Raw genomic sequence first — 25,441 nt, 5'->3', positions numbered from 1 at the left:
CGCGCCTGCCTTTTTCACTATTCACTATTCAATACATATGCAGCGCCTTGGCGCCCAGGCCCAGCAGGGCAAACGTGGTGGTGGCCTGTATACCCATGAACCACAGGAAGTGGGTATGCATATGCTTGCGGATGTCGCCCAGTTCCGTGCGCAAGGCGTGACAGTCGCCGCGCAGGTCGCCGCGAAATTGCGTCAGGTCGGCGCGCAGCAACTGCGATTCGTCGCGCAACTCCGTGCGCACCTTGTCGAGGCCATCGCCAAGACGCTGTTCCAGGGTCTTGAACCATTGCCGGTCATGTTCCCGGTCCGTTTCCAGTTTTGTCAGGCGCGCTTCCATGCGTACAGCATTGTTCGCGCTTTGCTGTTTGTCAAGCCGGTCCGTGGCATAGGCATCGTTCATCTCGCACTCCTTCGCGCGAGCCGCGCTGCACCAGCGCAGGCGGCTTCACTCCACTGTCCGCCTTTTCTGTCCGGGCGGTTTGCGCTGGATCAAACGTCAGGAAACCGGTGCAAAGCGCAGCCGGATGCCTGCCGTGACGACGGCCAGCAAGTCGTCGATATGCGCGTTCATTTCCGGGTGTGGCGTCCATGGGTCGCCCGCATCCATGACGATGCGCAGCGACACGAGGCCGTGCAGCGATTGCCAGAAGATCTGCGTCATCGTATGCAGCGCCGGCTCGTCGTGGCGTACCTGGCCCGTTTGCGCCAGCTCGCCGAACAGGTGCAGCGCGTAGGCATATGGATCCTGCTCGATATTGCCGTGTTCGACTTCCACGGCGTCGAGCTCGGCGTGCGGGCGCAGCTCCATGAAGATCAGCGAGTACTCGTCCGGGTGCTGGAAACCGTACTCGATGTAGGCGCGGCCGACCAGGGCGATGCGCTGCCACGGGTCGTCGCTGCCGGCGCAGGCCGTGCGCATGGCGCGTACCAGTTCCAGCAAGTCCTTGTCCATGGCCTGGGCGATCAGGGTGGCCTTGTCGCGGAACAGCGCGTAGACGACGGTGGTGGAAAAGCCGGCCGCCTCGGCCACCTTGCGGATGGAAACGGCGCGCGCGCCGCCCTTCTTGATGAGATCCTTGACGACGTCGATGATGTGCTCGCGCCGCGCCTGAGCCTCGCGTAACTTTCTTTCCTGGATGTTAGTTAACTTCTTGTCCACGACTCTTTCCTGGCGACTCTATGAAAGCAAGAATTATAGGGTGGCGATGCGCTGCCAATGTGTCAGGCATTGTTACAATTCAGTTTTTTGTCCGGCAGATGCAACAGCTGACCGATTTTTCGCGCTTTTGCCCGGCACTTTTCCATCGATGCCCCGGATTGGTGCATAAATCGCCGGACCAGGCTTTGCGAATGGGGCCAAAGGGCGGAAAATAGCGGGATAGCTTACACTGCGTTTTTTAGCGCGACGGCGGTGGCCCACGAGGCAACGCCGGAACACTTACATTCGGACGGGATCATTACATGACCATTAAAATCAGCCAGAACTTCGACTCGGGCGCCATCGACGTGGTGAACGCCACCAGTGCCGGCGCCATCGACCTGAACTTGCGCAAGGATAGCCACGCCGACATCCACCAGTGGTTCCACTTCCGCCTGCAGGGCGCGCGTGGCCAGGCGTGCACGATGCGCTTCCTGAACGCGGGCCAGGCCACCTATCCGGCCGGCTATGAAGACTACCAGGCCGTGGCCAGCTACGACAGCGAAAACTGGTTTCGCGTGCCGACGGCGTTCGACGGCCAGGTTATGACGATCTCGCACACGCCGGAACTCGACAGCGTGTACTACGCCTATTTCGAGCCGTATTCATGGGAACGCCATCTGCGCCTGCTGGGCGAAGTGGCCGAGCACCCGCTGGCGCGCGTGTCCGACCTGGGCAGCACGGTCGACGGCCGCGACATGAACATGGTGACCATCGGCAACCCGCAGGCGGAAAAGAAAATCTGGGTCATCGCGCGCCAGCATCCGGGCGAATCGATGGCCGAATGGTTCGTCGAAGGCCTGATCGACTCGCTGCTGGACGATGCCAACCCGATCGCGCGCAAACTGCTGCAGCGCGCCGTGTTCCACATCGTGCCGAACATGAACCCGGACGGCTCGATTCGCGGCAACCTGCGCACGAATGCGGCAGGCGCCAACCTGAACCGCGAATGGATGACGCCATCGCTGGAGTCCAGCCCGGAAGTGCTGTGCGTGAAGAACAAGATCCACGAAACGGGCGTCGACATGTTCTTCGACATCCACGGCGATGAAGCGCTGCCGTACAACTTTGTGGCCGGCAACGAAATGCTGGAAAACTTCACGCCGGCGCAAGCGGCGCACCAGAAGGCCTTCATCGAGCGCTACAAGCAGGCCAGCCCCGACTTCCAGGACAAGTTCGGCTATGCGGCCAGCAAGTACAAGTCGGACATGCTGACCCTGGCGTCGAAATACATCGGCCACCACTTCGGCTGCCTGGCCTTGACGCTGGAAATGCCGTTCAAGGAAAACGCCGACTTGCCCGATCCGGCCGTGGGCTGGAACGGCGCGCGCAGCGCGGCCCTGGGTGCGGCCATGCTGCAGCCTATCCTGCTGTCGCTCGATTGATCGGCGTTGTTCATGGGAATCGAGATCGAGCGTAAATTCCTGCTGGCCGGCGACGCCTGGCGTGGCCTAGGGCAGGCTGTACTGCTGCGCCAGGGCTATCTGTCGTCGGCGCGCGAGCGCGTGGTGCGCGTGCGCATCGAAGGCGAACAGGCGATGCTGACCATCAAGGGCGCCAACGTGGGCGCGTCGCGCGGCGAGTGGGAGTATCCGATTCCGCTGGCCGACGCCGTCGAATTGCTCGACGGCCTGTGCGAACAGCCGCTGATCGAAAAATACCGCCACCGCATCGAACACGCGGGCATGGTGTGGGAAGTCGACGAGTTTCTTGGCGCCAACGCGGGCTTGCTCGTGGCCGAGATCGAACTGGCGTCGGAAGACCAGCCATTCGAGAAGCCGGAATGGATAGGCGCGGAAGTGTCGGGCGATGCACGCTATTACAACGCGAATCTGATCCGCCACCCGTTTTCACAGTGGTGATGTTGGCCACAGAAACTGGAAAATCACGGCATTCATCGTCAGATTGAATGCCGCGTGCGCCGCCATTGCTGGCCGTAGCGAAGCGTGGCGGCGCCGCAGCCACGCGAACAGGCAGGCTGTGGCAAACATCAGCGCCACCCATACTGCCGCCGAGACCACATTCAGCGACAGGCCGGCAGCCGTCATGCTCAAGCCATGATGGCACAGGTGTGCCAGGCCGAACAGCCCTGCTTCAATGCAGGTGCTGACGCGCACGGACAGTTTTTCCTCCAGCGCATTTTGCAGCACGCCGCGAAAGAAGATTTCCTCACCGATCGGGCTGAAGATGCAGGCCGGCACGGTAATCATCAAGTGCAGCATCCAGACGTTCAGCCCGGCCGTGGGTGCCGTACGGCGAAAGCTGCTTGCAATGCTGACAAACCAGTTGTCCGGCGTGGCGCCATACAGCAGCATGCCCAGCGTAAAGCATAGAAGGGCGGCTGCCACGCCGCAGGCCAGCGCCACGGCATAGGGCGCCTTGCCCGAGGGCGCTTGCAGGCCGATGCTGCGGCGCCCGTGCGGCGACAGCAAGATCCATGGCAAGGCCGCCATCACGCAAAAACTCAGCGGCAGCATCCAGAACAAACTCAATGGTCCCAGCGTGCCCATGACGCGCATGGCGATGAATGTGCCCGCCAGCAGCATTGCCAGCATGGGGAACGACAGCGCCAGCAATGCTGGCCGCAAGGGAGAGAGCGAGGCTGGGCTGGAATGCATCGGCGGCCGGGGCAAAAAAAAGGCCGGAAGAAAGCTTCCGGCCCGATGCGTCATCAATTAATGGAAGTGCTCGGTGCCCTGCGGCGTGTCTTCCGGCATTTCCGCATGCGCCAGCTCGCCGACCGGGTCGGCAAACAGCGGTGCGCCGCAGTCGTCGCAATACTCTCCGACAAAACGTTCCGCATGGCGCTTGATCTGCGTCACGCCAGCAGCGTTCAGATGCTCGATAATCTCATCGACCGGTGTCTTTTGCTTGTCCAGCGCGGCGATGCCGACCTGGATCAGGCCTTCGATCGGCGTGCCATCCTCGTCTTCCTGGCCGTACAGGGGCCAGACGATGCCGTAGATGACGTCCGGCGCCTGGCGCAGGGTGAAGGCGATGCGGTACTCGTCCACCTGGCCATCGGCCGCTTCCTCGCCGAAGCCGGCGATGACGGCGCGCAATTCGGACGGCTCGATGGCCAGCGTGTGCGTCAGGTAGTGCACGGCGGCGCGCACGGAGACGGGACGGATCAGCTTGTCCGCTTCGCGGCAGGCCACGTAATACGCTTCCGGCAGCAGCAATTCCAGGCCGCAGCCGGGCAGCAGACGGGCGATGGTCGGCGTCGCTTGCGTGCGCCATTGTTCCAGGGCGGCGCTGCGCTCGGCGATGAAGTCGAGCTGGCTGGCCGGCGTCTGCCAGCGGAACAGCGGGGCGCCGGCTGGCGCCACCACGGCGACCAGCAGGTAGCGCGTGTCGGCCAGGAATGGCGCCGTTTCCGCCTCTTTGCTGGAGGGCTTGACGGCCGTGCCTTTCAGCGCGGCTTGCGCCAGCTTCTGCGTCTTGGCATAGGTTTCGACGTGGCTGCGCGGCAACTGGTCGATCGAGTACAGGGTCGGCGCCATGGCCATCTTCGTGCCATCGGCCAGCAGGTGGGCGGCGAAATGCGCCGACAGCACGCCGTGCGCGTCGCCGGCCATGGGGCCGGAAGCGATGGAAAAGCGCGTCCACGCGAGGATGGGCACGGCGACCAGCAGGGCGTCGTAGCGCACGTCTTCATGCGTGATGACGGTCGATTCGCTGACGGCTTCAACGCAGTCCATCAGCACGTCGTAGGCGTTCAAGTCTTCCTTGAACAGGCTGCCCAGGGTGTTGTCGATGGTGTCCTGGTGGCCGGTTTTGAGTAATTTCTGGAGCTGCGTATCCAGGCTGTGTTCCCAGGACCGCTCTTCGAGACGGCTGGCTGCCTGTACGATCGCCTGGGCAAAGGTGACCAGGCGCTGGCTGTCGGCAGTCAGTTTATGGGATGAATCTTTGGAAGGACGACGCATAGCGGGATAAGAGTCTCGGAAAGTGAAAAAAATGGATCAGTCAAACAATGATAAACCCTTATAACCGTATTGTAGAGGATTCAGCCGCACGCAATACGTAAGCTGTCCTTAGATCATGCCAATAGTCGAAATTTCAAGGAAAAACGGATGCTGCGGACGAAAAAAAGCGCCGGTCGGAACCGGCGCTTTTATCTTACCTCACAGCTGGGCTGATTACTCGGCCAGCAGTTGACGCAGCACGAATGGCAGGATACCGCCATGCTTGTAGTAATCGACTTCGATCGGCGTATCGATGCGCAGCAGGACTTTGACTTCCTGGCTGCTGCCGTCGGCGCGGTGGATCACCAGGGTGGCCAGTTGCTGTGGCTTGATTTCGCCTTCGAGGCCTTTCAGGTCGAAGGTTTCATTGCCGGTGATGCCCAGCGTCTGCACGCTGTCGTCGCCGATGAATTGCAGCGGCAGCACGCCCATGCCCACCAGGTTCGAGCGGTGGATGCGCTCGAACGAACGGGTGATCACGGCTTTCACGCCCAGCAGCTGGGTGCCCTTGGCTGCCCAGTCGCGCGACGAGCCCGTGCCGTACTCTTCGCCGCCGAAGACCATGGTTGGCGTGCCTTCAGCAACATATTTCATCGCTGCGTCGTAGATCGACATTTGCTCGCCGGAAGGCTGGTGGATCGTGATGCCGCCTTCGACCGCCGAACCGTCTGCCTTGGCAGGGATCATGCGGTTCTTGATGCGCACGTTGGCGAACGTGCCGCGCATCATGATTTCATGGTTGCCGCGACGCGAGCCGTAGGAGTTGAAGTCCGCTTTCAGGACGCCGTTTTCCTTCAGCCATTTGCCTGCAGGACCGTTTTCCTGGATCGAGCCGGCTGGCGAGATGTGGTCGGTGGTGATGGAATCGCCGAACACGCCCAGTGCGCGCGCGCCTTCGATGCCGGTGGCCACTGCGGCTGGCGTCATCGAGAAGTTGTCGAAGAACGGTGGTTCCGCGATGTAGGTCGATTTCGGCCAGTTGTAGACTTGGCCGGAGACGGTGGTGACTTTTTCCCACAGCTTGCCTGGCGCGCCCTTGACGTCGGCGTAGTTGTCCTTGAACACCTTGGCGTTCATGGCGAACTTCATCATGGCCGACACTTCAGCCGAGGTCGGCCAGATGTCGCCCAGGTAGATGTCCTTGCCGCCCTTGCCCTTGCCGACTGGTTCCGTCATCAGGTCGCGCGTCATGTTGCCGGCGATGGCGTAGGCGACGACCAGCGGTGGCGAAGCCAGGAAGTTCGAGCGGATGTTCGGGTGGATGCGTGCTTCGAAGTTGCGGTTGCCCGACAGTACGGCCGACGCGACGATGTCGTGCGTGGCAATGGCTGCGTTCAGCTCAGGCGTCAGGTCGCCCGCATTGCCGATACAGGTGGTGCAGCCGTAGGCGGTCACGCCGAAGCCCAGTTTTTCCAGGTACGGCAGCAGGCCGGCAGCGGTCAGGTACTCGGTCACGACGCGCGAGCCAGGGGCCAGCGAGGTCTTGATGTGCGGCGCGACCTTCAGGCCGGCTTCCACGGCTTTCTTGGCCAGCAGGCCGGCAGCCAGCATCACGCTCGGGTTCGAGGTGTTGGTGCACGAGGTGATCGCAGCGATCAGCACGTCGCCGTTCGACACTTTCACGCCGTTCGTCGTTTCGTACACGGCAGCCAGGTCGGCTGGATTCTTGTTGAAGCCGTTTTCGGTCGTCGGCTTGGCGAACAGCTCGGCGAAGTTGGCCTTGACGTTGCCGATTTCGATGCGGTCTTGCGGGCGTTTCGGGCCGGCCAGCGACGGAGCAACCGATGCCAGGTCCAGTTCCACCACGCGGGTGTAGTCGATGTCGCCCGCTTTTGGTACGCCGAACAGGTTTTGCGCCTTGAAGTAGCCTTCGAACGCGGCGATTTCAGCCTTGCTGCGGCCGGTGCCCTTGAAGTAATCGATGGTCGCTTCGTCGACAGGGAAGAAGCCCATGGTCGCGCCGTATTCCGGTGCCATGTTGGCGATTGTCGCGCGGTCCGTCAGGGTCAAGGACTCAGTGCCTTCGCCGAAGAATTCGACGAACTTGCCGACGACTTTTTCTTTGCGCAGCAATTCGGTGATGGTCAGGACCAGGTCGGTGGCGGTGCAGCCTTCGCGCAGCGCGCCCGACAGGTTCACGCCGATGACGTCTGGCGTCAGGAAGTAGACCGGTTGGCCCAGCATGCCGGCTTCCGCCTCGATGCCGCCCACGCCCCAGCCGACCACGCCGATGCCGTTGATCATGGTGGTGTGCGAGTCGGTGCCGACCAGGGTGTCAGGGTAGTACACGTCGCCGGCTTTCTTGCCTGCGTGGTGCACGCCACGTGCCAGGTATTCCAGGTTCACCTGGTGGACGATGCCGAAGCCTGGTGGCACGACGCCGAAGGTGTCGAATGCCTGCATGCCCCATTTCATGAACTGGTAGCGCTCGTTGTTACGCGAGAATTCCAGTTTCATGTTCAGGTCCAGCGCTTTCTTTTCGCGGTAGTGATCGATGGTGACCGAGTGGTCGACCACCAGGTCGACCGGTACCAGCGGTTCGATCTTCTTGGCGTTGATGCCCATCTTGGCGGCCACGTTGCGCATGGCGGCCAGGTCGGCCAGCAAAGGTACGCCGGTGAAATCTTGCAGCACGACGCGCGCCACTACGAACGGGATCTCGTCGGTGCGCTCGGCGGTCGGGCCCCAGCTCGCCAATTGCTTGACGTGTTCTTCGGTGACTTTCTTGCCGTCGCAGTTGCGCAATACCGATTCGAGCACGATGCGAATCGACACTGGCAGGCGGGAGACATTGATGCCCAGGCTTTTTTCCAGCGCAGGCAGGGAGTACAGCTTGCCCTTCTTGCTATCCGAAATATTAAAGTCCTTGAGCGTGTTCAGAGTGTTGCGGGACATGACCTCTCCTTGTTGGGTATCGTCTATTTATTGATTATTCAAATTACAAAACATGACTGAGCCCCCGAAGAGGCCCTTGCTGCTCACATCAGCCGCCGGTCGCCGGCAGCACGCCCAGCGATGGCGCGGCTTCCACCACTGCCGCCGGCTTGGCTTGCTCCGCATCCTTGCATTCATTGGCCAGTTGGCGGCCCTGCTTGGAATCGAGCAGCATGCCCTTGGCCGGGATGCCGATCCAGACGAGACCATACAAACGGTTCTCGAAGCGGTTGGCGCCGGTGGTGGTGCCAACGCGGCTCAGGCGGTGCAGGCGCTTCTTCCAGCGCAGGGCGATGTGTTTGTCGTCGGTCGCATTGGTGTAGATGGTAATTTTATTACCAAGTTCACAATTGAAATCGGTGGAAGCCGAGCCAGCGGTGTCCGGTTCGTCGGATTCTTCCTTGTCGACCACGGACATGGCGAGCGGATGCGCTTCCTTGGCGGCGGCCTTGGTGGCCTTGGCCTTCGGCTTGGCCTTGGCTTTGACCGCCTTGGCGTTTGCCGCTTCCTTGGTGTCCGTGGCGGCGAAGCTGGCTGGCGCCAGCGTGAGGGTCATGGCGCCCAGCGCGACGCTGCAGGCAATGGCTAATTTGGAGAGGGACATCGTGTAATTCCTGTCAGTTTTCAGTGGTGCTGGAAGAGGGGGCGTTAAGCAATGCAGCGGCCGCCTCGGGCAGGCCGAGGCCTGCCAGTTTGGCGCGTTGCAAAACGGTCCAATAATATCGGTAGCTGGCGCGGTCGTGCAAGCGGCCATTTTGCGCAATCGGTCCCCAGTTGGCGCGCAGCGCTTCATTGAGGATGTTGCTAGCCTCGTTGACTTCGGACAGGCGCGGCGTGAAGGCCTTGATGATGGGCTTGATCTGGTCCGGGTGGATGCTCCACATGCGCGTATAGCCGAACTCGGCCGTAGCGCGCTGGGCGTCATTCGCCACCACGGCCGAATCGCGCACGTCGGTCGTCACGTTGTGCGACGGCACCTTGCCGTGCGCATGGCAGGCGGCGGCCACTTCCAGCTTGGCGCGCACCACCAGCGGGTGCGTGAACTGGCCTGGCGTGCGCATGGCGGCGGCGGGAATGGCGCCGTAGTGGGCCGAGACGAAATCCATGATGCCGAACGACAAGCATTCGACCTGGGGCAGGGCGGCGATCGCATAGGCGTCGCGCAGCGCGCCGTGCGTCTCGATCAGGATGTGCACGGGCAGGTTGTCGCGGCCGGCGCGGCGCGCGTGCAGGTTGATCAGGTCGATGGCCAGCATGGCATCCTGCACGCCGCCCACCTTGGGTACGGCGATGTAGGCCAGGCGCGATGCGGCGCTGCAGATGATTTCCACGTCGCGCGCGAAAAACGGGCTGTCGACGTCGTGCACGCGCACGCCGATGCGGTTGAACTGGTTGTCGTCGCTGGCCAGCAGGCCGGCGATCATGTGGGCGTGGGACTCTTCATTGCCGGCGCTGGCGCCGTCTTCGCAGTCGAACGTGATGTCGAACAGGGGCCCAAGCTCTTGTTGCAAAGCAATCGATTTACGCATCAGCTTTTCGGAGCCGGCGTAGTGGTCGCAAGCGGCGAGCAACAGCGGCTGGCGTTTGCCTTGGAATAAAACCTCGGAAGGGTGCATGCTTAAGGCATTTCTGCAGGTAAAAACTACTTGATAAACAGTCGGGCCGCGCAGGACGCGCCGCGAATTTCGCGGCGCGGCCTGCGTGGCGGGCGGCACGTTTGCGCCGCGCCGCCAGAACTGGACTTAGGCCAGCAGGTGTTTCACGCCTTCGCGCTCTTCGGTCAGTTCTTTCAGGGTCAGGTTGATGCGCTCTTGCGAGAATGCATCGATTTCCAGACCTTGAACGATGGTGTACTCACCGTTGTCGGTGGTGACCGGGAAGCCGAACACGGTGCCTTCAGGGATGCCGTACGAACCATCCGAAGGCACGCCCATGGTGGTCCACTTGCCGTTGGTGCCCAGCATCCAGTCATGGATGTGGTCGATGGCGGCGTTCGCTGCCGACGCTGCCGACGACAGGCCGCGCGCTTCGATGATGGCCGCGCCGCGCTTGCCGACGGTCGGCAGGAAGGTGTTGGCGTTCCATTCCTGGTCGTTGATCAGGTCCTTGACAGCCTTGCCGTTGACGGTGGCGAAGCGGTAGTCGGCGTACATGGTTGGCGAGTGGTTGCCCCAGACGGTCAGCTTCTCGATATCTTTCACGGCGGTGCCGGTCTTGGCAGCGACTTGCGACAGCGCGCGGTTGTGGTCCAGGCGCAGCATGGCGGTGAAGTTTTTCGCCGGCAGCGATGGTGCCGATTTCATGGCGATGTAGGCGTTGGTATTGGCAGGGTTGCCGACCACCAGCACTTTGACATTGCGCGAAGCGACGGCGTCGAGCGCCTTGCCTTGCACCGTGAAGATCTGCGCGTTCGCTTCCAGCAGGTCCTTGCGTTCCATGCCTGGGCCGCGTGGACGCGCGCCAACCAGTACGGCCACGTCGACATCCTTGAATGCCGTCAGCGGATCGGAGTGGGCGGTCATTTCCGTCAGCAGCGGGAATGCGCAATCGTCGATTTCCATCATCACGCCCTTGAGCGCCTTCTGGGCTTTTTCGTCCGGGATTTCAAGCAGTTGCAAGATGACAGGCTGGTCTTTGCCGAGCATGTCGCCATTGGCGATGCGGAACAACAGGGCGTAGCCGATCTGGCCGGCGGCGCCGGTCACTGCAACACGCATTGGGGTTTTAGCCATGATGAATCTCCAAAAATGGGAAAGAAAACGGGCTTGAAGCTGGGCTTACGCTTATCCGGAAAAACTATAATGATACCAAAACCGGCCCGCGCCACCGAATTGCTGGTGTACGCCGCCGTCACGCTTGTGCTGCACGAGGCCAGAGTGGCTGGCCGACAACATAAAACGCTGGCTCACAAGTTTTATCGAAGGCAGTTTAGGCCTCTGATCTGTATCTGTCAATCATATCTTATGTCTTATATAAGACAGATAACTACGAGTGTTTTACTGGACGCGGGCAGTGATTTGTGTTGAAATGTCGGACTATGAATTCCGCCTCGTCCAATCTGACCAACAATGCCACTGCTGCAAGCGGGGCGGTCAGTCCGACCGCGGGCACCCCGGCCACGCCCGTCGCTGCGGCGGCCAGTACCCCAGTCACCGTGACGGCCAGCAGCAATACCACTGCGCCCGCCGTGCCTGCAGTCACTGCATCGCCCACCTTCAGTCCCCTGTACCAGCAGATCAAGGCGCTCATTACGCAGAGCCTGCAATCGGGCGAATGGAAGCCGGGCGAGCTCATTCCCAGCGAAGTCGAGCTGGCAGGGCGCTTCAAGGTCAGCCAGGGCACGGTGCGCAAGGCCATCGATGAACTGGCCGCCGAGAACCTCGTCATGCGCCGCCAGGGCAAGGGCACTTTCGTTTCCACCCACCATGAGGCGCGCGCGCATTTCCGCTTCCTGCGCCTGGTGCCGGACGAAGGCGTGCCGCATTATCCCGAAAGCAAGTTTATCGAAGTCAAGCGCGTGCGCGCGCCGGCCGACGTGGCGCGCCTGATGGATCTGAAGTCCGGCGACGCCGTGATCTTCATCAAGCGCGTGCAGTATTTCGACGGCGTGCCGACCATCGTCGAAGAGCTGTGGCTGCCCGGCCTGATCTTCAAGGGCCTGACGGCCGAGCGCCTGGTGGAATACAAGGGCCCCATGTACGGCCTGTTCGAAACGGAATTTGGCACGCGCATGATACGCGCGTCCGAGCAGATCCGCGCCGTGTGCGCCGACGCGGGCGCCGCGCAATTGTTAAATATCGACCTCGGCACGCCTTTGCTCAGTTCCGAGCGCGTGTCGTTTACCTACGGCGACAAGCCGGTCGAACTGCGCCGGGGCTTGTACCTGACCAGTCGCCACCATTATCAGAATGAACTCAGCTGAAGCAGCGGGATGCCTGCGGGCATCCGGAGAAGCGGCAAGGCTGAAGTGCATCGCTTGCAAGATGCCTGTCGCAAGGCGGGCAACGGAGACAACAGAAAGCGCAGCTAAAGCATGGCCGGCCCCGGCGGGCCGTGCTTTGCCGGCGATTCTGTAATTAAATTACGTGAACTACGGAAAGTAGCGCGGTATTTTGTAGTAAAAAACCATTTTGGTTATATGTAACAATAGATATTGGTATGGGTTGCGAAAATCGGCGAAAATCGCGGCTTCAATATTTAGTTGAAATTCAAAGGGGAGGTTTTTGTTATGTCTGAAGCCGTAAGAGAAGTACCAAAAAAAGAACGGCCGCAATTCCGTAACATTCATGTTACCGAATTGTCGAACTACCGCATGGCTGTCGGCGCCATCGTCTCGATCCTGCATCGCATCAGCGGTTTCATCATTTTCGCCTTGCTGCCGTGCATCCTGTACATGCTGGAACTGAGCCTGCGTTCCGAAATGTCCTACGCCTACTTCCAGGGCATCGCCTCGCACTGGTTCGTCAAGCTGATCACCCTGGGCCTGGTCTGGGCTTTCCTGCACCACTTCTGCGCCGGTATCCGTCACCTGTTCATGGATGTGCACGTTGCCATCGAGAAAGATTCGGCACGCAAGACCGCGTCGTCCGTGCTGGTCGTGAGCCTGGTGTTGACGGCTCTGGTCGCTTTGAAACTGTTTGGAGTATTTTAAACATGGCAGACAATAATATCGGACCGAAACGCCTCGTCGTCGGTGCCCATTACGGCTTGCGCGACTGGCTGGCGCAACGCGTCACCGCCATCGTCATGGTGGCATATGTTGCCATCCTGCTTATTTCTTTCTTGACTGGCAGCAACTTCAGCTATGAAGGCTGGGCTGGTCTGTTCGCACAGCAGTGGTTTAAATTGTTCAGTCTGGTGACCTTCGTCGCCCTGTTCTACCACGCATGGGTCGGCGTACGCGACATCTGGATGGACTACGTGAAAAGCGCTGGCCTCCGTCTGACCCTGCAAATTGCCACCATGCTGTGGTTGATCGCTTGTGCCGGCTGGACGGTACAGATACTCTGGAGTGTGTAATCGTGGCAGCATATAAATCTGCAATCCCTACCCGCCGCTTTGACGCGGTCATCGTTGGCGCCGGCGGTTCCGGCATGCGCGCGTCGTTGCAGCTGGCTGAAGCCGGCCTGAACGTCGCTGTTTTGTCGAAAGTTTTCCCGACCCGCTCGCACACCGTGGCGGCGCAGGGCGGTATCGGCGCGTCGCTCGGCAACATGGCCGAAGACAACTGGTTCTGGCACATGTTCGACACCGTCAAGGGCGGCGACTATCTGGGCGACCAGGATGCCATCGAATTCATGTGCCGCGAAGCACCGAAAGTCGTGTACGAACTGGAACACTTCGGCATGCCGTTCGACCGCAACCCTGACGGCACCATCTATCAGCGTCCGTTCGGCGGCCACACGGCCCACTTCGGCGAGAAGCCGGTGCAGCGCGCCTGCGCGGCAGCCGACCGTACCGGTCACGCCCTGCTGCACACCTTGTACCAGCGCAACGTGCGCGCCCGTACGCACTTCTTCGTCGAATGGATGGCACTCGACCTGATCCGTGACGCCGAAGGCGACGTGATCGGTGTTGTCGCGCTGGAAATGGAAACCGGCGAATGCATGATTCTGGAAGCAAAGACGACGGTCATGGCAACGGGCGGCGCAGGCCGCATCTTCGCCGCGTCGACGAATGCGTTCATTAATACCGGCGACGGCATGGGCATGGCGGCACGCGCCGGCCTGCCGCTGCAAGACATGGAATTCTGGCAATTCCACCCGACCGGCGTGGCCGGCGCGGGCGTATTGATCACCGAAGGCGTGCGCGGCGAAGGCGGCATCCTGATCAATAGCGAAGGCGAACGCTTCATGGAGCGCTATGCGCCGACCCTGAAGGATCTGGCGCCGCGCGACTTCGTCTCGCGTTCGATGGACCAGGAAATCAAGGAAGGCCGCGGCTGCGGTCCGAACAAGGACCACGTGATGCTGGACCTGCGCCATATCGGCGCCGACACCATCGCCAAGCGCCTGCCGTCGATCCTGGAAATCGGCCACAAGTTCGCCAACGTCGACGCCACCAAGGAACCGATTCCTGTCGTGCCGACGATTCACTACCAGATGGGCGGCATCCCGACGAACATCCACGGCCAGGTCGTCACCCCGACCGGCCCGGACAATTCGGCGAAAGTCGTCAACGGCCTGTACGCGATCGGCGAATGCGCCTGCGTTTCCGTGCACGGCGCCAACCGCCTGGGTACGAACTCGCTGCTCGACCTGGTGGTCTTCGGCCGCGCGGCCGGCAACCACATCGTCAACAGCGGCCTGAAAGCCAAGGAAAACAAGCCTTTGCCAGCCGATGCTGCCGATTTCGCCATGGGCCGTCTGCAGCGCCTGGAAAACTCGACCGGCACGGAAACCGTGCAGGGCGTGGCCAACGACATCCGCGCAACGATGCAGAAGTACTGCGGCGTGTTCCGTACCGACGAGATGCTGAACAAGGGCGTCGAAGAAATCATGAAGCTCGACGAGCGCCGCAAGCACGTCTCCTTCAAGGATAAATCGATGGTCTTCAACACGGCCCGCGTGGAAGCGCTGGAGCTGGACAACCTGATCGAAACGGCGAAAGCGACCATCGTTTCGGCGGCAGCGCGCAAGGAATCGCGCGGCGCCCACGCCCAGGACGACCATCCGCAACGTGACGACGACAACTGGATGAAGCACACTCTGTGGTATTCGGAAGGCAACCGACTGGAATACAAGCCAGTCGTGACCAAGCCGCTGACGGTTGATACCTTCAAACCGAAACCACGTACTTTCTAAGGCTATACCATGGCACGCACTCTTAAATTCAAAATCTACCGCTACGATCCTGACCAGGATGCCAAGCCGTACATGCAAGACCTGACGGTCGAACTGAAAGACACCGACAAGATGCTGCTCGATGCATTGCAGCGCATCAAGGCGGACGTCGATGACTCGCTGGCCCTGCGCCGCTCGTGCCGCGAAGGCGTGTGCGGTTCGGACGCGATGAACATCAACGGCAAGAACGGCCTGGCATGCACCACCAACCTGAACGAACTGTCGGAGCCTATCGTGCTGCGTCCGTTGCCAGGCTTGCCGGTCATCCGCGACCTGATCGTCGACATGACGCAATTTTTCAAGCAGTACGATTCGATCAAGCCTTTCCTGATCAACGATTCGATCCCGCCTGAAAAAGAACGCCTGCAGTCGCCGGAACAGCGCGAAGAACTCGATGGCCTGTACGAGTGCATCCTGTGCGCATGCTGCTCCACGTCGTGCCCGTCGTTCTGGTGGAATCCGGACAAGTTCGTCGGCCCGGCCGGCCTGCTGCAAGCCTACCGCTTCATCGCCGATTCGCGCGACGAAGCCACGGGCGCGCGTCTGGACAACCTGGAAGACCCGTACCGCCTGTTCCGCTGCCATTCGATCATGAACTGCGTCGATGTCTGCCCGAAAGGGTTGAACCCGAACAAGGCGATCGGCAAGATCAAGGAATTGATGGTCCGCCGCGCGATCTGATCCTCGTGATCGCGTCCGCCGGGCGCCGTTTGCGGGAAGAGGGTATCCTCTCTTGCCTGCAGGCGGCGCCTGCAAAGCAGCATCGTGCCGCAAGGCACACGTAAAGTGGTAAACCAAATGACAGAATCAATTTTGTCCTCGCATCAGGCCGACCCGGCCAACCGCGCCCGCCTGCGCTGGCGTTCACGCCGTGGCCTGCTGGAAAACGACATTATCCTGACCCGTTTTCTCGATGCGTATGAAACCGAATTGACCGATGAAGAAGTTGACGCGCTGACGCGTTTGCTGGATTTGTCGGACAATGCGTTAATGGATCTGGTACTGGCCCGTAAAGAGCCGGAAGGCGAAGTCGATCTGCCGCATGTGCGCGCACTGCTGCAACGACTGCGCATTGCCTAGACGCCTGGGCGATATATTGCAAACGGTGCGAGTGGCGCGCTGTAGCACTGCCGAGTGCGGTGCGAATTGCAGCCAGAATTTTTGATTTTAATTTCGACTCACTCCCGAGAAGGAAGAGCCCATGAATATCTCTGACACAAAAGCTACCCTGTCGTTCTCCGATGGCAGCCCATCGCTTGAATTTCCAATCTACAAAGGCACGGTTGGCCCGGACGTCATCGACATCCGCAAACTGTACGCCGGTAGCGGCAAGTTCACCTACGACCCAGGCTTTATGTCGACGGCCGCCTGCAACTCGTCGATCACCTACATCGACGGCGACAAGGGCGAGCTGCTGTACCGTGGTTACCCGATCGAACAGTTGGCCGTCAACGCCGACTTCATGGAATCGTGCTACCTGCTGCTGAACGGCGAATTGCCGAACGCGGCGCAGAAAGCCAAGTTCGTCGACACCGTCACCAAGCACACGATGGTGCACGAACAGATGCAATTCTTCTTCCGCGGCTTCCGCCGCGACGCGCATCCGATGTCGGTCCTGGTGGGCACCGTCGGCGCGCTGGCATCGTTCTACCATGACTCGCTGGACATCAACGACCCGCGTCACCGCGAAGTGTCGGCCATCCGCCTGATCGCGAAGATGCCAACCCTGGTCGCCATGACCTACAAGTACTCGGTCGGCCAGCCGTTCGTGTACCCACGCAACGACCTGTCGTACAGCGCCAACTTCATGCACATGATGTTCGCCAACCCGTGCGAAGAGTACAAGGTCAACGACGTGCTGGTGCGCGCCCTGGACCGCATCCTGATCCTGCACGCGGACCACGAGCAGAACGCATCGACTTCGACCGTCCGTCTGGCCGGTTCGTCGGGCGCCAACCCGTTCGCCTGTATCGCTGCCGGTATCGCCTGCCTGTGGGGTCCTGCCCACGGCGGCGCCAACGAAGCGGCACTCAACATGCTGAAGGAAATCGGCACCGTCGAGAACATCCCTGCCTTCATCGCGCAAGTCAAGGACAAGAACTCGGGCGTCAAGCTGATGGGCTTTGGCCACCGCGTGTACAAGAACTTCGACCCACGCGCCAAGCTGATGCGTGAAACCTGCTACGAAGTGCTGCAAGAACTGGGTCTGCAAGACGACCCGCTGTTCAAGCTGGCGATGGAACTGGAAAAGATTGCGCTGAACGACGAGTACTTCGTGTCGCGCAAACTGTACCCGAACGTCGACTTCTATTCGGGCATCGTGCAATCGGCGCTGGGCATCCCTGTGTCGCTGTTCACCGGTATCTTCGCTATGGCCCGTACGATCGGCTGGATCGCCCAGTGGAACGAAATGATCGCCGACCCAGAGCAAAAAATCGGCCGTCCGCGCCAGCTGTTCGTCGGTTCGACCACGCGTGAAGTACTGCCACTGGACAAGCGTTAATCCAGAGCGGTATTGAGCAAACAAAAAAACGGGCTTCGGCCCGTTTTTTTATGCGCGCGGAAGAGGCATGACTTAGTCGAGCGCCGCCAGCAGCGACTGCAGGCAAACGCTGCCGCCTTCGAGTTGCAGGCTGGCGCCATCGTGAATGTGCGGCAGGACGATGCAGCGCGGCGCATTGTGCTTGAGGATGCCGCCCCAGTGGGCAACCCTGGCGCCGGCCTGGCGACGGATCGCCTCGACCGTCGCGCCGCTGGCGAGGATGCGGGCTTGCGGAAAGGCTTGCCGCAGCACGCCCAGGCCGAAATACGCTTGCGGTTCGGCCGCGCTGATATAGATGGTGGTCAGGCGCTTGCCGCTGGCGGCGATGGTGTGCGCTAACTGCGCCGCATCGTCGCGCAGGAACTGGGCATTGACGAGGATGACATCGGCCGCGCCGCTCAGCAGCAACGAAGTGGACGGTGCGCGGCCCAGCACATCGAGGCGGAAGGTTTCCAGGGTGCGGGAGAGGCGGGCGGCGCATGCAAGCATATTATTCTTTCGATATCAGATACTCTTGTCGCATATTATCCTTTCGACCAGGCGCGACAAATAGGGTAGATTGCAATACTTAGTTGCATGGATCGGATGAATCAAGGGAGGGTTGCAGATGGACCGTATCACCGCCGCACAAGTATTCGTCGCCATCGCCGAGCGGGGCAGCATGGTGGCCGCCAGCGAGGCGCTCGACATGTCGCGCGCCATGGTGACGCGCTACCTGGCCGAGATGGAGCAGTGGGCGGGGGCGCGCCTGTTGCACCGCACCACGCGGCGTTTGAGTCTGACGGATGCGGGCGACGCGACGCTGGCGCGCTGCCGGCAGATGCTGGAAGTGGCCGGCGCCATGGCCGTCACGTCGCCCGAGGGTCTTGATACGCCGCACGGCTTGCTGCGCATCACCTGTTCGCAATCCCTGGCGCAGACGGCGCTCGCTGGCGCAGTGACCGCTTACCTGCGGCGCTACCCGCGCGCCGCCGTCGACCTGCAGATGGAGAACCGCGCCGTCAATCTGGTAGAGCAGCGCATCGACCTGGCGATCCGCATCACGAACGCGCTCGAACCGAACCTGATCGCGCGCCAGCTGGCCAGTTGCGCCTCGGTGGTGTGCGCCGCACCATCGTATCTGGCCGCGCACGGCACGCCGCGCCGGGCGGAAGACCTGGCCCTGCACAACTGCCTGACGTACACGTATTTCGGCAAGAGTCTGTGGCAGTTCACTCTTCATGGGGAAGCGCTCACTGTGCCCGTCAGCGGCCGCCTGTCGGCGAATGAGTCTCTGGTGCTGCTGGTGGCCACGGTGGCGGGGGCGGGCATCGCCATGCAGCCGCGCTATTCGGCCGCGCCGCTGATCGCCAGCGGCCAGCTGGTGGAACTGCTGCCCGCCTACCAGCCGCAGGACATGGGCATCTACGGTGTCTATACCTCGCGCCAGCATATGTCGCCGCTGCTGCGCACCATGCTCGACTTCCTGGTGGAGTGGTTTGCCGGCGATGCCGATTGGCTGGCAGCCATCGCGCCGCCGTTGCCAGGCAGACCAGTTGGTCGCAGGCGGCACGCTGGCAGGGCCGCCGATGTGTTGTAAGCATAACAGTGACAGGCTTGCAAGCCCGGGAAAATCAACAACACAGCTTACATTTGCTTGCCAAATAAAATTCAACTTGCAGTTGTTGCGTTACAATACCGCGTGCTATTCTAAATGACGGTATGCAGAATGCTGGTGCAATAAAAAAGCCCTTCCCCACAACTTGATGTGCAATCCGCTAACCGGTCAGGCCGTGTCGCGGAAGGTTAGATTAACCCGCTAATTCCTCGCGAAGCGCGAAGAAAGGTGAGCAATATATGCAGCAATTAACGACCAACTCCTACCTGTTCGGTGGGAATGCTCCGTACGTGGAAGACCTGTACGAGGCGTATCTGAACAATCCAGGCTCGGTACCCGATAACTGGCGTTCCTACTTCGACGCCATGCAGCACGTGCCTGCCGTCGACGGCACCAACAAGCCTGACGTGGCGCATGCCTCCGTCGTCGCCTCGTTCGCCGAGCGCGCAAAAGCAGGTCCGATCCGCACAGTGACCGCTTCCTTCGATGCTGAAATGGGCCGCAAGCGCGTCGCCGCCACGCAACTGATCGCCGCTTACCGCTACCTCGGTTCGCATTGGGCCAATCTGGACCCGCTGCAACGCCAGGAACGTCCGATGATCCCGGAACTGGAGCCGAGCTTCTACGGTTTCACCGACGCGGACATGGACACCGTGTTCAACATCAGCAATACCTATTTTGGCCCCGAGACCGCCACCCTGCGCGATCTGCTGAACTATCTGCGCGATACCTACACGCGTTCGATCGGCGCCGAATTCATGTACATCTCCGACCCGGCCGAAAAGCGCTGGCTGCAAGAGAAACTGGAATCGATCCGCTCCACCCCGAATTTCACCCCAGAGAAAAAAATCCACATCCTCGACCGCCTGACCGCGGCTGAAGGCCTGGAACGCTATCTGCATACCCGCTACGTGGGCCAGAAGCGCTTCTCCCTGGAAGGCGGAGAAACGTTCATCGCCTCGATGGATGAAACCATCCAGCGCGCCGGCGAAAAAGGCGTGCAGGAAATCGTCATCGGCATGGCCCACCGCGGCCGTCTGAACGTACTGGTGAACACCCTGGGCAAGGCGCCGCAGGAACTGTTCGAAGAATTCGAAGGCAAGCATGGCGACGACCTGCCTGCCGGCGACGTGAAGTACCATCAAGGCTTCTCGTCGGACATCTCCACCGCGGGCGGCCCGGTCCACCTGTCGCTGGCGTTCAACCCGTCGCACCTGGAAATCGTCAACCCTGTGGTCGAAGGTTCCGTCAAGGCCCGCATGGATCGCCGCGGCGACGTGCATGGCGCGCAAGTGCTGCCTATCCTGGTGCACGGCGATGCCGCTTTTGCCGGCCAGGGCGTGGTCATGGAAACCCTGAATCTGGCGCAGACCCGCGGCTACGGCACGGGCGGCACGGTGCATATCGTGATCAACAACCAGATCGGTTTCACCACCTCGGACCCGCGCGACTCGCGCTCGACCCTGTACTGCTCGGACGTCGTCAAGATGATCGAAGCGCCGGTCCTGCACATCAACGCCGATGATCCGGAAGCCGTGGTGCTGGCGACGCAGATCGCGCTCGACTACCGCATGGAATTCAAGAAGGACATCGTCCTCGACATCATCTGCTACCGCAAGCTGGGCCACAACGAGCAGGATACGCCAGCGCTGACGCAGCCGCTGATGTACAAGCGCATCGGCCAGCATCCAGGCACCCGCAAGCTGTACGCGGACAAGCTGGTTGCGCAAGGCGTGATCCCTGCCGATGGCGGCGACAAGATGGTGGCCGCCTTCCGCGACGCCATGGACGCCGGCAAGCACACCGTCGATCCGGTCATCTCGAACTTCAAGAACAAGTACGCCGTCGACTGGCTGCCGTTCCTGAACAAGAAATGGACCGACTCGGCCGACACGGCCGTGCCGATGACGGAACTGAAACGCCTGGCCGCGCGCATCACCACCGTGCCGGAACAGTTCAAGGTCCACTCGCTGGTCGAGAAAGTCCTGGGCGACCGCGCCACCATGGGCCGCGGCGAAATGAACCTGGACTGGGGCATGGGCGAACATCTGGCCTACGCTTCGCTGGTGTCGTCCGGCTACGCCATCCGCCTGACGGGCCAGGATGCTGGCCGCGGCACCTTCGTGCACCGCCACGCCGTGCTGCATGACCAGAACCGCGAGCGCTGGGATGCCGGTACCTACATTCCGCTGCAAAACGTGTCGGAAAACCAGGCGCCGTTCACCGTCATCGACTCGGTGCTGTCCGAAGAAGCCGTACTGGCCTTCGAATACGGCTACTCGACCGCTGAACCGAACACCCTGACGATCTGGGAAGCCCAGTTCGGCGACTTCGCCAACGGCGCGCAAGTGGTGATCGACCAATTCATCAGCTCCGGCGAAGTGAAGTGGGGCCGCGCTTCGGGCCTGGTCATGATGCTGCCGCACGGTTACGAAGGCCAGGGTCCTGAGCACTCGTCCGCGCGTCCCGAGCGTTTCCTGCAGCTGTGCGCAGACAACAACATGCAAGTGGTGCAGCCGACGACGGCTTCGCAGATCTTCCATTTGCTGCGCCGCCAGATGGTGCGCCAGTTCCGCAAGCCGCTGGTCATCCTGACGCCGAAGTCGCTGCTGCGCAACAAGGATGCCGGTTCGCCGCTGACCGACCTGGCCAAGGGCGGTTTCCAGACCGTCATCGGCGAAGTCGACGACAAAATCGATGCCAAGAAAGTCAAGCGCGTGGTCGCCTGCTCGGGCAAGGTCTACTACGACCTGGTCAACGCACGCAAGACCCGCGGCCAGACCGACACGGCCATCGTGCGCCTGGAACAGCTGTATCCGTTCCCGCACAAGTCGTTCGCTGCTGAACTGAAGAAGTTCCCGAACCTGGTCGAAGTCGTCTGGGCACAGGACGAGCCGCAAAACCAGGGTGCCTGGTTCCAGATCCAGCACAACATCTTCGAAGGCCTGGAATCGGGTCAGCGTCTGGCCTACGCCGGCCGTCCTGCTTCGGCGTCGCCTGCTGTCGGTTACTATGACAAGCACTACGCCCAGCAAAAAGACCTGCTGGAAACGGCATTCTCGAAGCTGAAGGGTTTTATCCTGACCAAGTAAGGATAACGGGCGCCGTGCGATGCGCATTGCGCCTGATCAAGATGATGACGGAGCGCCGTCCTTGCTACGCAGGGTCGGCGCCGCAATAACAAAATAAACGGAGTTTTACATGGCACAAATCGAAGTCAAAGTTCCCCAGTTGTCGGAATCGGTTGCGGAAGCGACCCTGCTGGCATGGCACAAGAAAGTCGGCGAAGCAGTTGCGCGCGACGAAAACATGATCGATATCGAAACCGACAAAGTAGTGCTGGAACTGCCGGCGCCCGCCGCCGGCGTGATCGTTCAAATCATCAAGGCTGACGGCGCCACCGTCGTCGCCGGCGAAGTCATCGCCATCATCGACACCGACGGCTCGGCCAAGGTCAGCCCGATGGAAGTGTCCGCCGTGCCTGCACCAGCCCTGGCTGCCGCCGCACAAGACGCCGCTACCGCGTCCGCGCCAGCCGCTGCGACCAAAGGCGATGTCGCCATGCCTGCCGCCGCCAAGATCCTGTCCGAAAAAGGCCTGTCCGCTGGCGACGTCGCCGGTTCGGGCAAAGACGGCCGCGTGACCAAGGGCGACGCCCTGGCCGCTTCCGCCAAGCCAGCTGTCGCGCCACTGGCGCCAGCCGCTGCCAAGCCAGCGCTGCAGCAAGTTGCCACGCCGTCGGCCGCCAGCCTGGGCGACCGCCCTGAAGAGCGCGTGCCGATGAGCCGCCTGCGCGCACGTATCGCCGAGCGCCTGCTGCAATCGCAATCGACGAACGCCATCCTGACCACGTTCAATGAAGTGAACATGCAGCCGGTCATCGACCTGCGCAACAAGTACAAGGACAAGTTCGAGAAAGAGCACGGCGTCAAGCTGGGCTTCATGTCCTTCTTCGTCAAGGCCGCCGTCGCTGCCCTGAAAAAGTACCCGATCATCAACGCTTCCGTTGACGGCAACGACATCGTCTACCACGGCTACTTCGACATCGGCATCGCTGTCGGTTCGCCACGCGGCCTGGTCGTGCCTATCATCCGCAACGCGGACCAGCTGTCGATCGCCGACATCGAGAAAAAAATCGGTGAATTCGGCGCGAAAGCCAAGGAAGGCAAGCTGACCCTGGACGACCTGACGGGCGGCACGTTCTCGATCTCGAACGGCGGCACCTTCGGCTCCATGCTGTCGACCCCGATCATCAACCCGCCGCAATCGGCGATCCTGGGCGTGCATGCGACCAAGGACCGCGCTGTCGTGGAAAACGGCCAGATCGTGGTGCGTCCGATGAACTACCTGGCCATGTCCTACGACCACCGCATCATCGACGGCCGCGAAGCCGTCCTGGGCCTGGTGGCGATGAAAGAAGCGCTGGAAGATCCTGCACGCCTGCTGCTGGACCTGTAAGCACTGTAGTCCCCCGGCTTAGCCGCCGGGGCAATGTAGCTGATACCCCTTGCCAGAAGACGCAGCTGGCTGATCTCAATGAAAGAGGATTCCCATGAACGTCTCTGAAGAAATCAAGCGTCTGCACGAGTTGCACCTGGCGGGCGCCCTGAGCGACGCGGAATTCGCGCAAGCGAAAGCCAAGCTCTTGAGCAATATCAACCTGGACAAGCCGGACAACGCGTCCGGCGCCGCTGCCGGCTCCGGCCCGGCGAACGACCTGGTGCAGGAATTCAACCGCCTGCGCCGTTCGCGCAACGACCGCTGGTTCGGCGGTGTGTGCGGCGGCCTGGGCCGCGCTTCCGGCATGGAAGCGTGGATCTGGCGCCTCGTCTTCGTCCTGTTTACATTGACCTTCGGCTTTGGCGTGGTGATTTACCTTCTATTGTGGATTTTCGTACCAGACGAAGAGATTGGAATAACAAAACATGAGTACTAAACAATTTGACGTAGTTGTCATCGGTGCGGGCCCTGGCGGCTACATCGCCGCCATCCGCGCAGCGCAGCTGGGCTTTTCCGTCGCTTGCGTCGACGAGTGGTCGAACGCCAAGGGCGGCGCCGCGCCTGGCGGTACCTGCACCAACGTCGGCTGCATCCCGTCGAAAGCACTGCTGCAATCGTCCGAGCATTTCGAACACGCGGGCCACAGCTTCGCCGAGCACGGCATCGACGTCGCCGGCCTGAAGCTGAACCTGGGCCAGATGCTCAAGCGCAAGGACACCGTCGTCAAGCAAAACAACGACGGCATCCTGTACCTGTTCAAGAAGAACAAGATCGCCTTCTTCCACGGCCGCGCCGCTTTCGCTGCCGCCGCCGCTGGCACGTATGACATCAGCGTGACGGGCGAAGCCAACGAAACCCTGAGCGCCAAGCACGTGGTCATCGCCACGGGTTCGAACGCGCGCGAACTGCCGGGCGCACCTTTCGACGAGAAACTGATCCTGTCGAACACGGGCGCACTGGCCATCGACGCCGTACCCGCCAAGCTGGGCGTCATCGGCGCCGGCGTGATCGGCCTGGAAATGGGCAGCGTCTGGCGCCGCCTGGGTTCCGACGTCACCGTGCTGGAAGGCCTGCCGGTCTTCCTGGGCGCCGTCGACGAGCAGATCGCCAAGGAAGCGTCGAAGCTGTTCACCAAGCAAGGCTTGAAGATCAACCTCGGTTGCAAGATCGGTGCGATCACGCCAGGCAAGAAAGACGTCACCGTGGAATTCGTGGACGCCAAGGGCGAAGCGCAAAAAGCCGTGTTCGACAAGCTCATCATCTCGATCGGCCGCACGCCGAACACGAACGGCCTGGGCGCCGACAAGGTCGGCCTGCAGCTGGACGAGCGCGGCTTCATCGCCGTCGACGGCGACTGCAAGACCAACCTGCCGAACGTGTGGGCGGTGGGCGACGTCGTGCGTGGCCCGATGCTGGCGCACAAGGCCGAAGAAGAAGGCGTTGCCGTGGCCGAGCGTATCGCCGGCCAGCATGGCCACACCAACTTCAACACGATTCCTTGGGTGATCTACACCTCGCCGGAAATCGCGTGGGTCGGCAAGACCGAGCAAACCCTGAAGGCCGAAGGCATCGCCTACAAGGCCGGTACCTTCCCGTTCATGGCCAACGGCCGTGCGCGCGCGCTGGGCGACACCTCGGGCATGGTGAAATTCCTGGCCGATGCGACCACCGATGAAATCCTCGGCGTGCACATCGTCGGCCCGATGGCCTCCGAACTGATTTCCGAAGCCGTCGTGGCGATGGAATTCAAGGCTTCGGCCGAAGACATCGCGCGCATCTGCCACGCTCACCCATCCCTGTCGGAAGCGACCAAGGAAGCGGCACTGGCGGTTGACAAGCGTACGTTGAACTTTTAATTGT

Annotated in this window: 23 protein-coding genes; 14 read left to right on the top strand and 9 right to left on the bottom strand. The window is 61.3% G+C overall.

Annotated features, from left to right (window positions below; all coding sequences use genetic code 11):
- Window positions 1-28 precede the first annotated feature (28 nt).
- Together IGS61_RS25780 and IGS61_RS27995 are read right to left on the bottom strand one after the other, a co-directional pair.
- On the bottom strand, window positions 29-400 hold the full coding sequence (locus IGS61_RS25780; protein WP_230542188.1) for a hypothetical protein: 372 nt from the start codon (window positions 398-400) through the stop codon (window positions 29-31).
- Window positions 401-496: 96 nt separating this feature from the next.
- Window positions 497-1,159, bottom strand: a complete 663-nt coding sequence (locus IGS61_RS27995) for a TetR/AcrR family transcriptional regulator (protein ID WP_230542187.1) — start codon at window positions 1,157-1,159, stop codon at window positions 497-499.
- Between the two features lie 302 nt (window positions 1,160-1,461).
- On the opposite strand from IGS61_RS27995, the gene IGS61_RS25770 reads away from it, so the two are divergent.
- Together IGS61_RS25770 and IGS61_RS25765 are read left to right on the top strand one after the other, a co-directional pair.
- Complete coding sequence (locus IGS61_RS25770) at window positions 1,462-2,583, top strand: M14 family metallopeptidase (RefSeq protein WP_230542186.1); 1,122 nt, start codon at window positions 1,462-1,464, stop codon at window positions 2,581-2,583.
- A gap of 12 nt (window positions 2,584-2,595) precedes the next feature.
- Window positions 2,596-3,060, top strand: coding sequence for a CYTH domain-containing protein (locus tag IGS61_RS25765; RefSeq protein ID WP_230542185.1), 465 nt, complete (start codon window positions 2,596-2,598; stop codon window positions 3,058-3,060).
- Here IGS61_RS25765 and IGS61_RS25760 read toward each other — a convergent pair.
- From IGS61_RS25760 to IGS61_RS25735, 6 genes are all read right to left on the bottom strand, one after another.
- Window positions 3,049-3,816 carry a CPBP family intramembrane glutamic endopeptidase gene (locus IGS61_RS25760; RefSeq protein ID WP_230542184.1) on the bottom strand — a complete coding sequence of 256 codons (768 nt, stop codon included), beginning with the start codon at window positions 3,814-3,816 and terminating at the stop codon, window positions 3,049-3,051. The genes IGS61_RS25765 and IGS61_RS25760 overlap by 12 nt on opposite strands.
- Window positions 3,817-3,873: 57 nt before the next feature.
- Complete coding sequence (locus IGS61_RS25755; protein ID WP_230542183.1) at window positions 3,874-5,127, bottom strand: DUF2863 family protein; 1,254 nt, start codon at window positions 5,125-5,127, stop codon at window positions 3,874-3,876.
- Between the two features lie 213 nt (window positions 5,128-5,340).
- Window positions 5,341-8,061, bottom strand: coding sequence for an aconitate hydratase AcnA (acnA, locus tag IGS61_RS25750; RefSeq protein WP_086136316.1), 2,721 nt, complete (start codon window positions 8,059-8,061; stop codon window positions 5,341-5,343).
- Window positions 8,062-8,149: 88 nt separating this feature from the next.
- Entirely contained in the window at window positions 8,150-8,704 is a 555-nt protein-coding gene (locus IGS61_RS25745) for a hypothetical protein (protein WP_230542182.1), read from the bottom strand.
- A gap of 13 nt (window positions 8,705-8,717) precedes the next feature.
- Window positions 8,718-9,716 carry an HpcH/HpaI aldolase/citrate lyase family protein gene (locus IGS61_RS25740; RefSeq protein WP_230542181.1) on the bottom strand — a complete coding sequence of 333 codons (999 nt, stop codon included), beginning with the start codon at window positions 9,714-9,716 and terminating at the stop codon, window positions 8,718-8,720.
- Window positions 9,717-9,842: 126 nt separating this feature from the next.
- Window positions 9,843-10,832, bottom strand: coding sequence for a malate dehydrogenase (locus IGS61_RS25735; RefSeq protein ID WP_230542180.1), 990 nt, complete (start codon window positions 10,830-10,832; stop codon window positions 9,843-9,845).
- Between the two features lie 305 nt (window positions 10,833-11,137).
- Between IGS61_RS25735 and IGS61_RS25730 the strand changes: the two genes are divergently transcribed.
- From IGS61_RS25730 to gltA, 7 genes are all read left to right on the top strand, one after another.
- Window positions 11,138-12,022: a GntR family transcriptional regulator gene (locus IGS61_RS25730; RefSeq protein ID WP_230542179.1), complete on the top strand. Its 885-nt coding sequence runs from the start codon at window positions 11,138-11,140 to the stop codon at window positions 12,020-12,022.
- A gap of 306 nt (window positions 12,023-12,328) precedes the next feature.
- Window positions 12,329-12,751 (top strand): succinate dehydrogenase, cytochrome b556 subunit, encoded by a 423-nt coding sequence (gene sdhC, locus IGS61_RS25725; protein WP_034752080.1) that lies wholly within the window; start codon window positions 12,329-12,331, stop codon window positions 12,749-12,751.
- A 2-nt stretch (window positions 12,752-12,753) separates the two neighbouring features.
- Window positions 12,754-13,119 carry a succinate dehydrogenase, hydrophobic membrane anchor protein gene (gene sdhD / locus IGS61_RS25720; RefSeq protein WP_034752078.1) on the top strand — a complete coding sequence of 122 codons (366 nt, stop codon included), beginning with the start codon at window positions 12,754-12,756 and terminating at the stop codon, window positions 13,117-13,119.
- Between the two features lie 2 nt (window positions 13,120-13,121).
- Window positions 13,122-14,903: a succinate dehydrogenase flavoprotein subunit gene (gene sdhA, locus IGS61_RS25715; protein WP_230542178.1), complete on the top strand. Its 1,782-nt coding sequence runs from the start codon at window positions 13,122-13,124 to the stop codon at window positions 14,901-14,903.
- Between the two features lie 9 nt (window positions 14,904-14,912).
- On the top strand, window positions 14,913-15,623 hold the full coding sequence (locus tag IGS61_RS25710) for a succinate dehydrogenase iron-sulfur subunit (protein ID WP_034752075.1): 711 nt from the start codon (window positions 14,913-14,915) through the stop codon (window positions 15,621-15,623).
- A 117-nt stretch (window positions 15,624-15,740) separates the two neighbouring features.
- The gene (locus IGS61_RS25705) at window positions 15,741-16,022 is read left to right on the top strand and encodes an FAD assembly factor SdhE (RefSeq protein WP_034752073.1); all 282 of its coding nucleotides are present in this window, start codon (window positions 15,741-15,743) and stop codon (window positions 16,020-16,022) included.
- Between the two features lie 121 nt (window positions 16,023-16,143).
- Window positions 16,144-17,445: a citrate synthase gene (gene gltA, locus IGS61_RS25700; RefSeq protein ID WP_034752071.1), complete on the top strand. Its 1,302-nt coding sequence runs from the start codon at window positions 16,144-16,146 to the stop codon at window positions 17,443-17,445.
- Between the two features lie 72 nt (window positions 17,446-17,517).
- On the opposite strand, the gene IGS61_RS25695 is transcribed toward gltA, so the two are convergent.
- Window positions 17,518-17,973 (bottom strand): hypothetical protein, encoded by a 456-nt coding sequence (locus tag IGS61_RS25695; RefSeq protein ID WP_230542177.1) that lies wholly within the window; start codon window positions 17,971-17,973, stop codon window positions 17,518-17,520.
- Window positions 17,974-18,091: 118 nt separating this feature from the next.
- Between IGS61_RS25695 and IGS61_RS25690 the strand changes: the two genes are divergently transcribed.
- The 5 genes from IGS61_RS25690 (at window position 18,092) to lpdA (ending at window position 25,437) form a co-directional block, all read left to right on the top strand.
- The gene (locus IGS61_RS25690) at window positions 18,092-19,063 is read left to right on the top strand and encodes a LysR family transcriptional regulator (protein ID WP_230542176.1); all 972 of its coding nucleotides are present in this window, start codon (window positions 18,092-18,094) and stop codon (window positions 19,061-19,063) included.
- A gap of 257 nt (window positions 19,064-19,320) precedes the next feature.
- Window positions 19,321-22,173, top strand: a complete 2,853-nt coding sequence (locus IGS61_RS25685; protein ID WP_230542175.1) for a 2-oxoglutarate dehydrogenase E1 component — start codon at window positions 19,321-19,323, stop codon at window positions 22,171-22,173.
- Window positions 22,174-22,282: 109 nt separating this feature from the next.
- Window positions 22,283-23,539 carry a 2-oxoglutarate dehydrogenase complex dihydrolipoyllysine-residue succinyltransferase gene (gene odhB / locus IGS61_RS25680; RefSeq protein WP_230542174.1) on the top strand — a complete coding sequence of 419 codons (1,257 nt, stop codon included), beginning with the start codon at window positions 22,283-22,285 and terminating at the stop codon, window positions 23,537-23,539.
- 94 nt (window positions 23,540-23,633) lie between these two features.
- Complete coding sequence (locus tag IGS61_RS25675) at window positions 23,634-24,017, top strand: PspC domain-containing protein (RefSeq protein ID WP_230542173.1); 384 nt, start codon at window positions 23,634-23,636, stop codon at window positions 24,015-24,017.
- On the top strand, window positions 24,007-25,437 hold the full coding sequence (gene lpdA, locus IGS61_RS25670; protein ID WP_230542172.1) for a dihydrolipoyl dehydrogenase: 1,431 nt from the start codon (window positions 24,007-24,009) through the stop codon (window positions 25,435-25,437). Before IGS61_RS25675 ends, lpdA begins: the two co-directional genes overlap by 11 nt.
- Window positions 25,438-25,441: the final 4 nt, after the last annotated feature.

It is taken from the genome of Janthinobacterium sp. FW305-129 (assembly GCF_020858115.1).
Taxonomy (GTDB): Bacteria; Pseudomonadota; Gammaproteobacteria; order Burkholderiales; family Burkholderiaceae_D; genus Janthinobacterium.
The sequence above is the reverse complement of the archived record's forward strand: the minus strand, read 5'-3'. Positions and strand labels throughout refer to the sequence as shown.

Coding starts and splice junctions, on each gene's coding strand:
- IGS61_RS25780 (WP_230542188.1), bottom strand. CDS start 400: ATGAACGATGCCTATGCCACGGACCGGCTTGACAAACAGCAAAGCGCG.
- IGS61_RS25770 (WP_230542186.1), top strand. CDS start 1,462: ATGACCATTAAAATCAGCCAGAACTTCGACTCGGGCGCCATCGACGTG.
- IGS61_RS25765 (WP_230542185.1), top strand. CDS start 2,596: ATGGGAATCGAGATCGAGCGTAAATTCCTGCTGGCCGGCGACGCCTGG.
- IGS61_RS25760 (WP_230542184.1), bottom strand. CDS start 3,816: ATGCATTCCAGCCCAGCCTCGCTCTCTCCCTTGCGGCCAGCATTGCTG.
- IGS61_RS25755 (WP_230542183.1), bottom strand. CDS start 5,127: ATGCGTCGTCCTTCCAAAGATTCATCCCATAAACTGACTGCCGACAGC.
- acnA (WP_086136316.1), bottom strand. CDS start 8,061: ATGTCCCGCAACACTCTGAACACGCTCAAGGACTTTAATATTTCGGAT.
- IGS61_RS25745 (WP_230542182.1), bottom strand. CDS start 8,704: ATGTCCCTCTCCAAATTAGCCATTGCCTGCAGCGTCGCGCTGGGCGCC.
- IGS61_RS25740 (WP_230542181.1), bottom strand. CDS start 9,716: ATGCACCCTTCCGAGGTTTTATTCCAAGGCAAACGCCAGCCGCTGTTG.
- IGS61_RS25735 (WP_230542180.1), bottom strand. CDS start 10,832: ATGGCTAAAACCCCAATGCGTGTTGCAGTGACCGGCGCCGCCGGCCAG.
- IGS61_RS25730 (WP_230542179.1), top strand. CDS start 11,138: ATGAATTCCGCCTCGTCCAATCTGACCAACAATGCCACTGCTGCAAGC.
- sdhC (WP_034752080.1), top strand. CDS start 12,329: ATGTCTGAAGCCGTAAGAGAAGTACCAAAAAAAGAACGGCCGCAATTC.
- sdhD (WP_034752078.1), top strand. CDS start 12,754: ATGGCAGACAATAATATCGGACCGAAACGCCTCGTCGTCGGTGCCCAT.
- IGS61_RS25710 (WP_034752075.1), top strand. CDS start 14,913: ATGGCACGCACTCTTAAATTCAAAATCTACCGCTACGATCCTGACCAG.
- IGS61_RS25705 (WP_034752073.1), top strand. CDS start 15,741: ATGACAGAATCAATTTTGTCCTCGCATCAGGCCGACCCGGCCAACCGC.
- gltA (WP_034752071.1), top strand. CDS start 16,144: ATGAATATCTCTGACACAAAAGCTACCCTGTCGTTCTCCGATGGCAGC.
- IGS61_RS25695 (WP_230542177.1), bottom strand. CDS start 17,973: ATGCTTGCATGCGCCGCCCGCCTCTCCCGCACCCTGGAAACCTTCCGC.
- IGS61_RS25690 (WP_230542176.1), top strand. CDS start 18,092: ATGGACCGTATCACCGCCGCACAAGTATTCGTCGCCATCGCCGAGCGG.
- IGS61_RS25685 (WP_230542175.1), top strand. CDS start 19,321: ATGCAGCAATTAACGACCAACTCCTACCTGTTCGGTGGGAATGCTCCG.
- odhB (WP_230542174.1), top strand. CDS start 22,283: ATGGCACAAATCGAAGTCAAAGTTCCCCAGTTGTCGGAATCGGTTGCG.
- IGS61_RS25675 (WP_230542173.1), top strand. CDS start 23,634: ATGAACGTCTCTGAAGAAATCAAGCGTCTGCACGAGTTGCACCTGGCG.
- lpdA (WP_230542172.1), top strand. CDS start 24,007: ATGAGTACTAAACAATTTGACGTAGTTGTCATCGGTGCGGGCCCTGGC.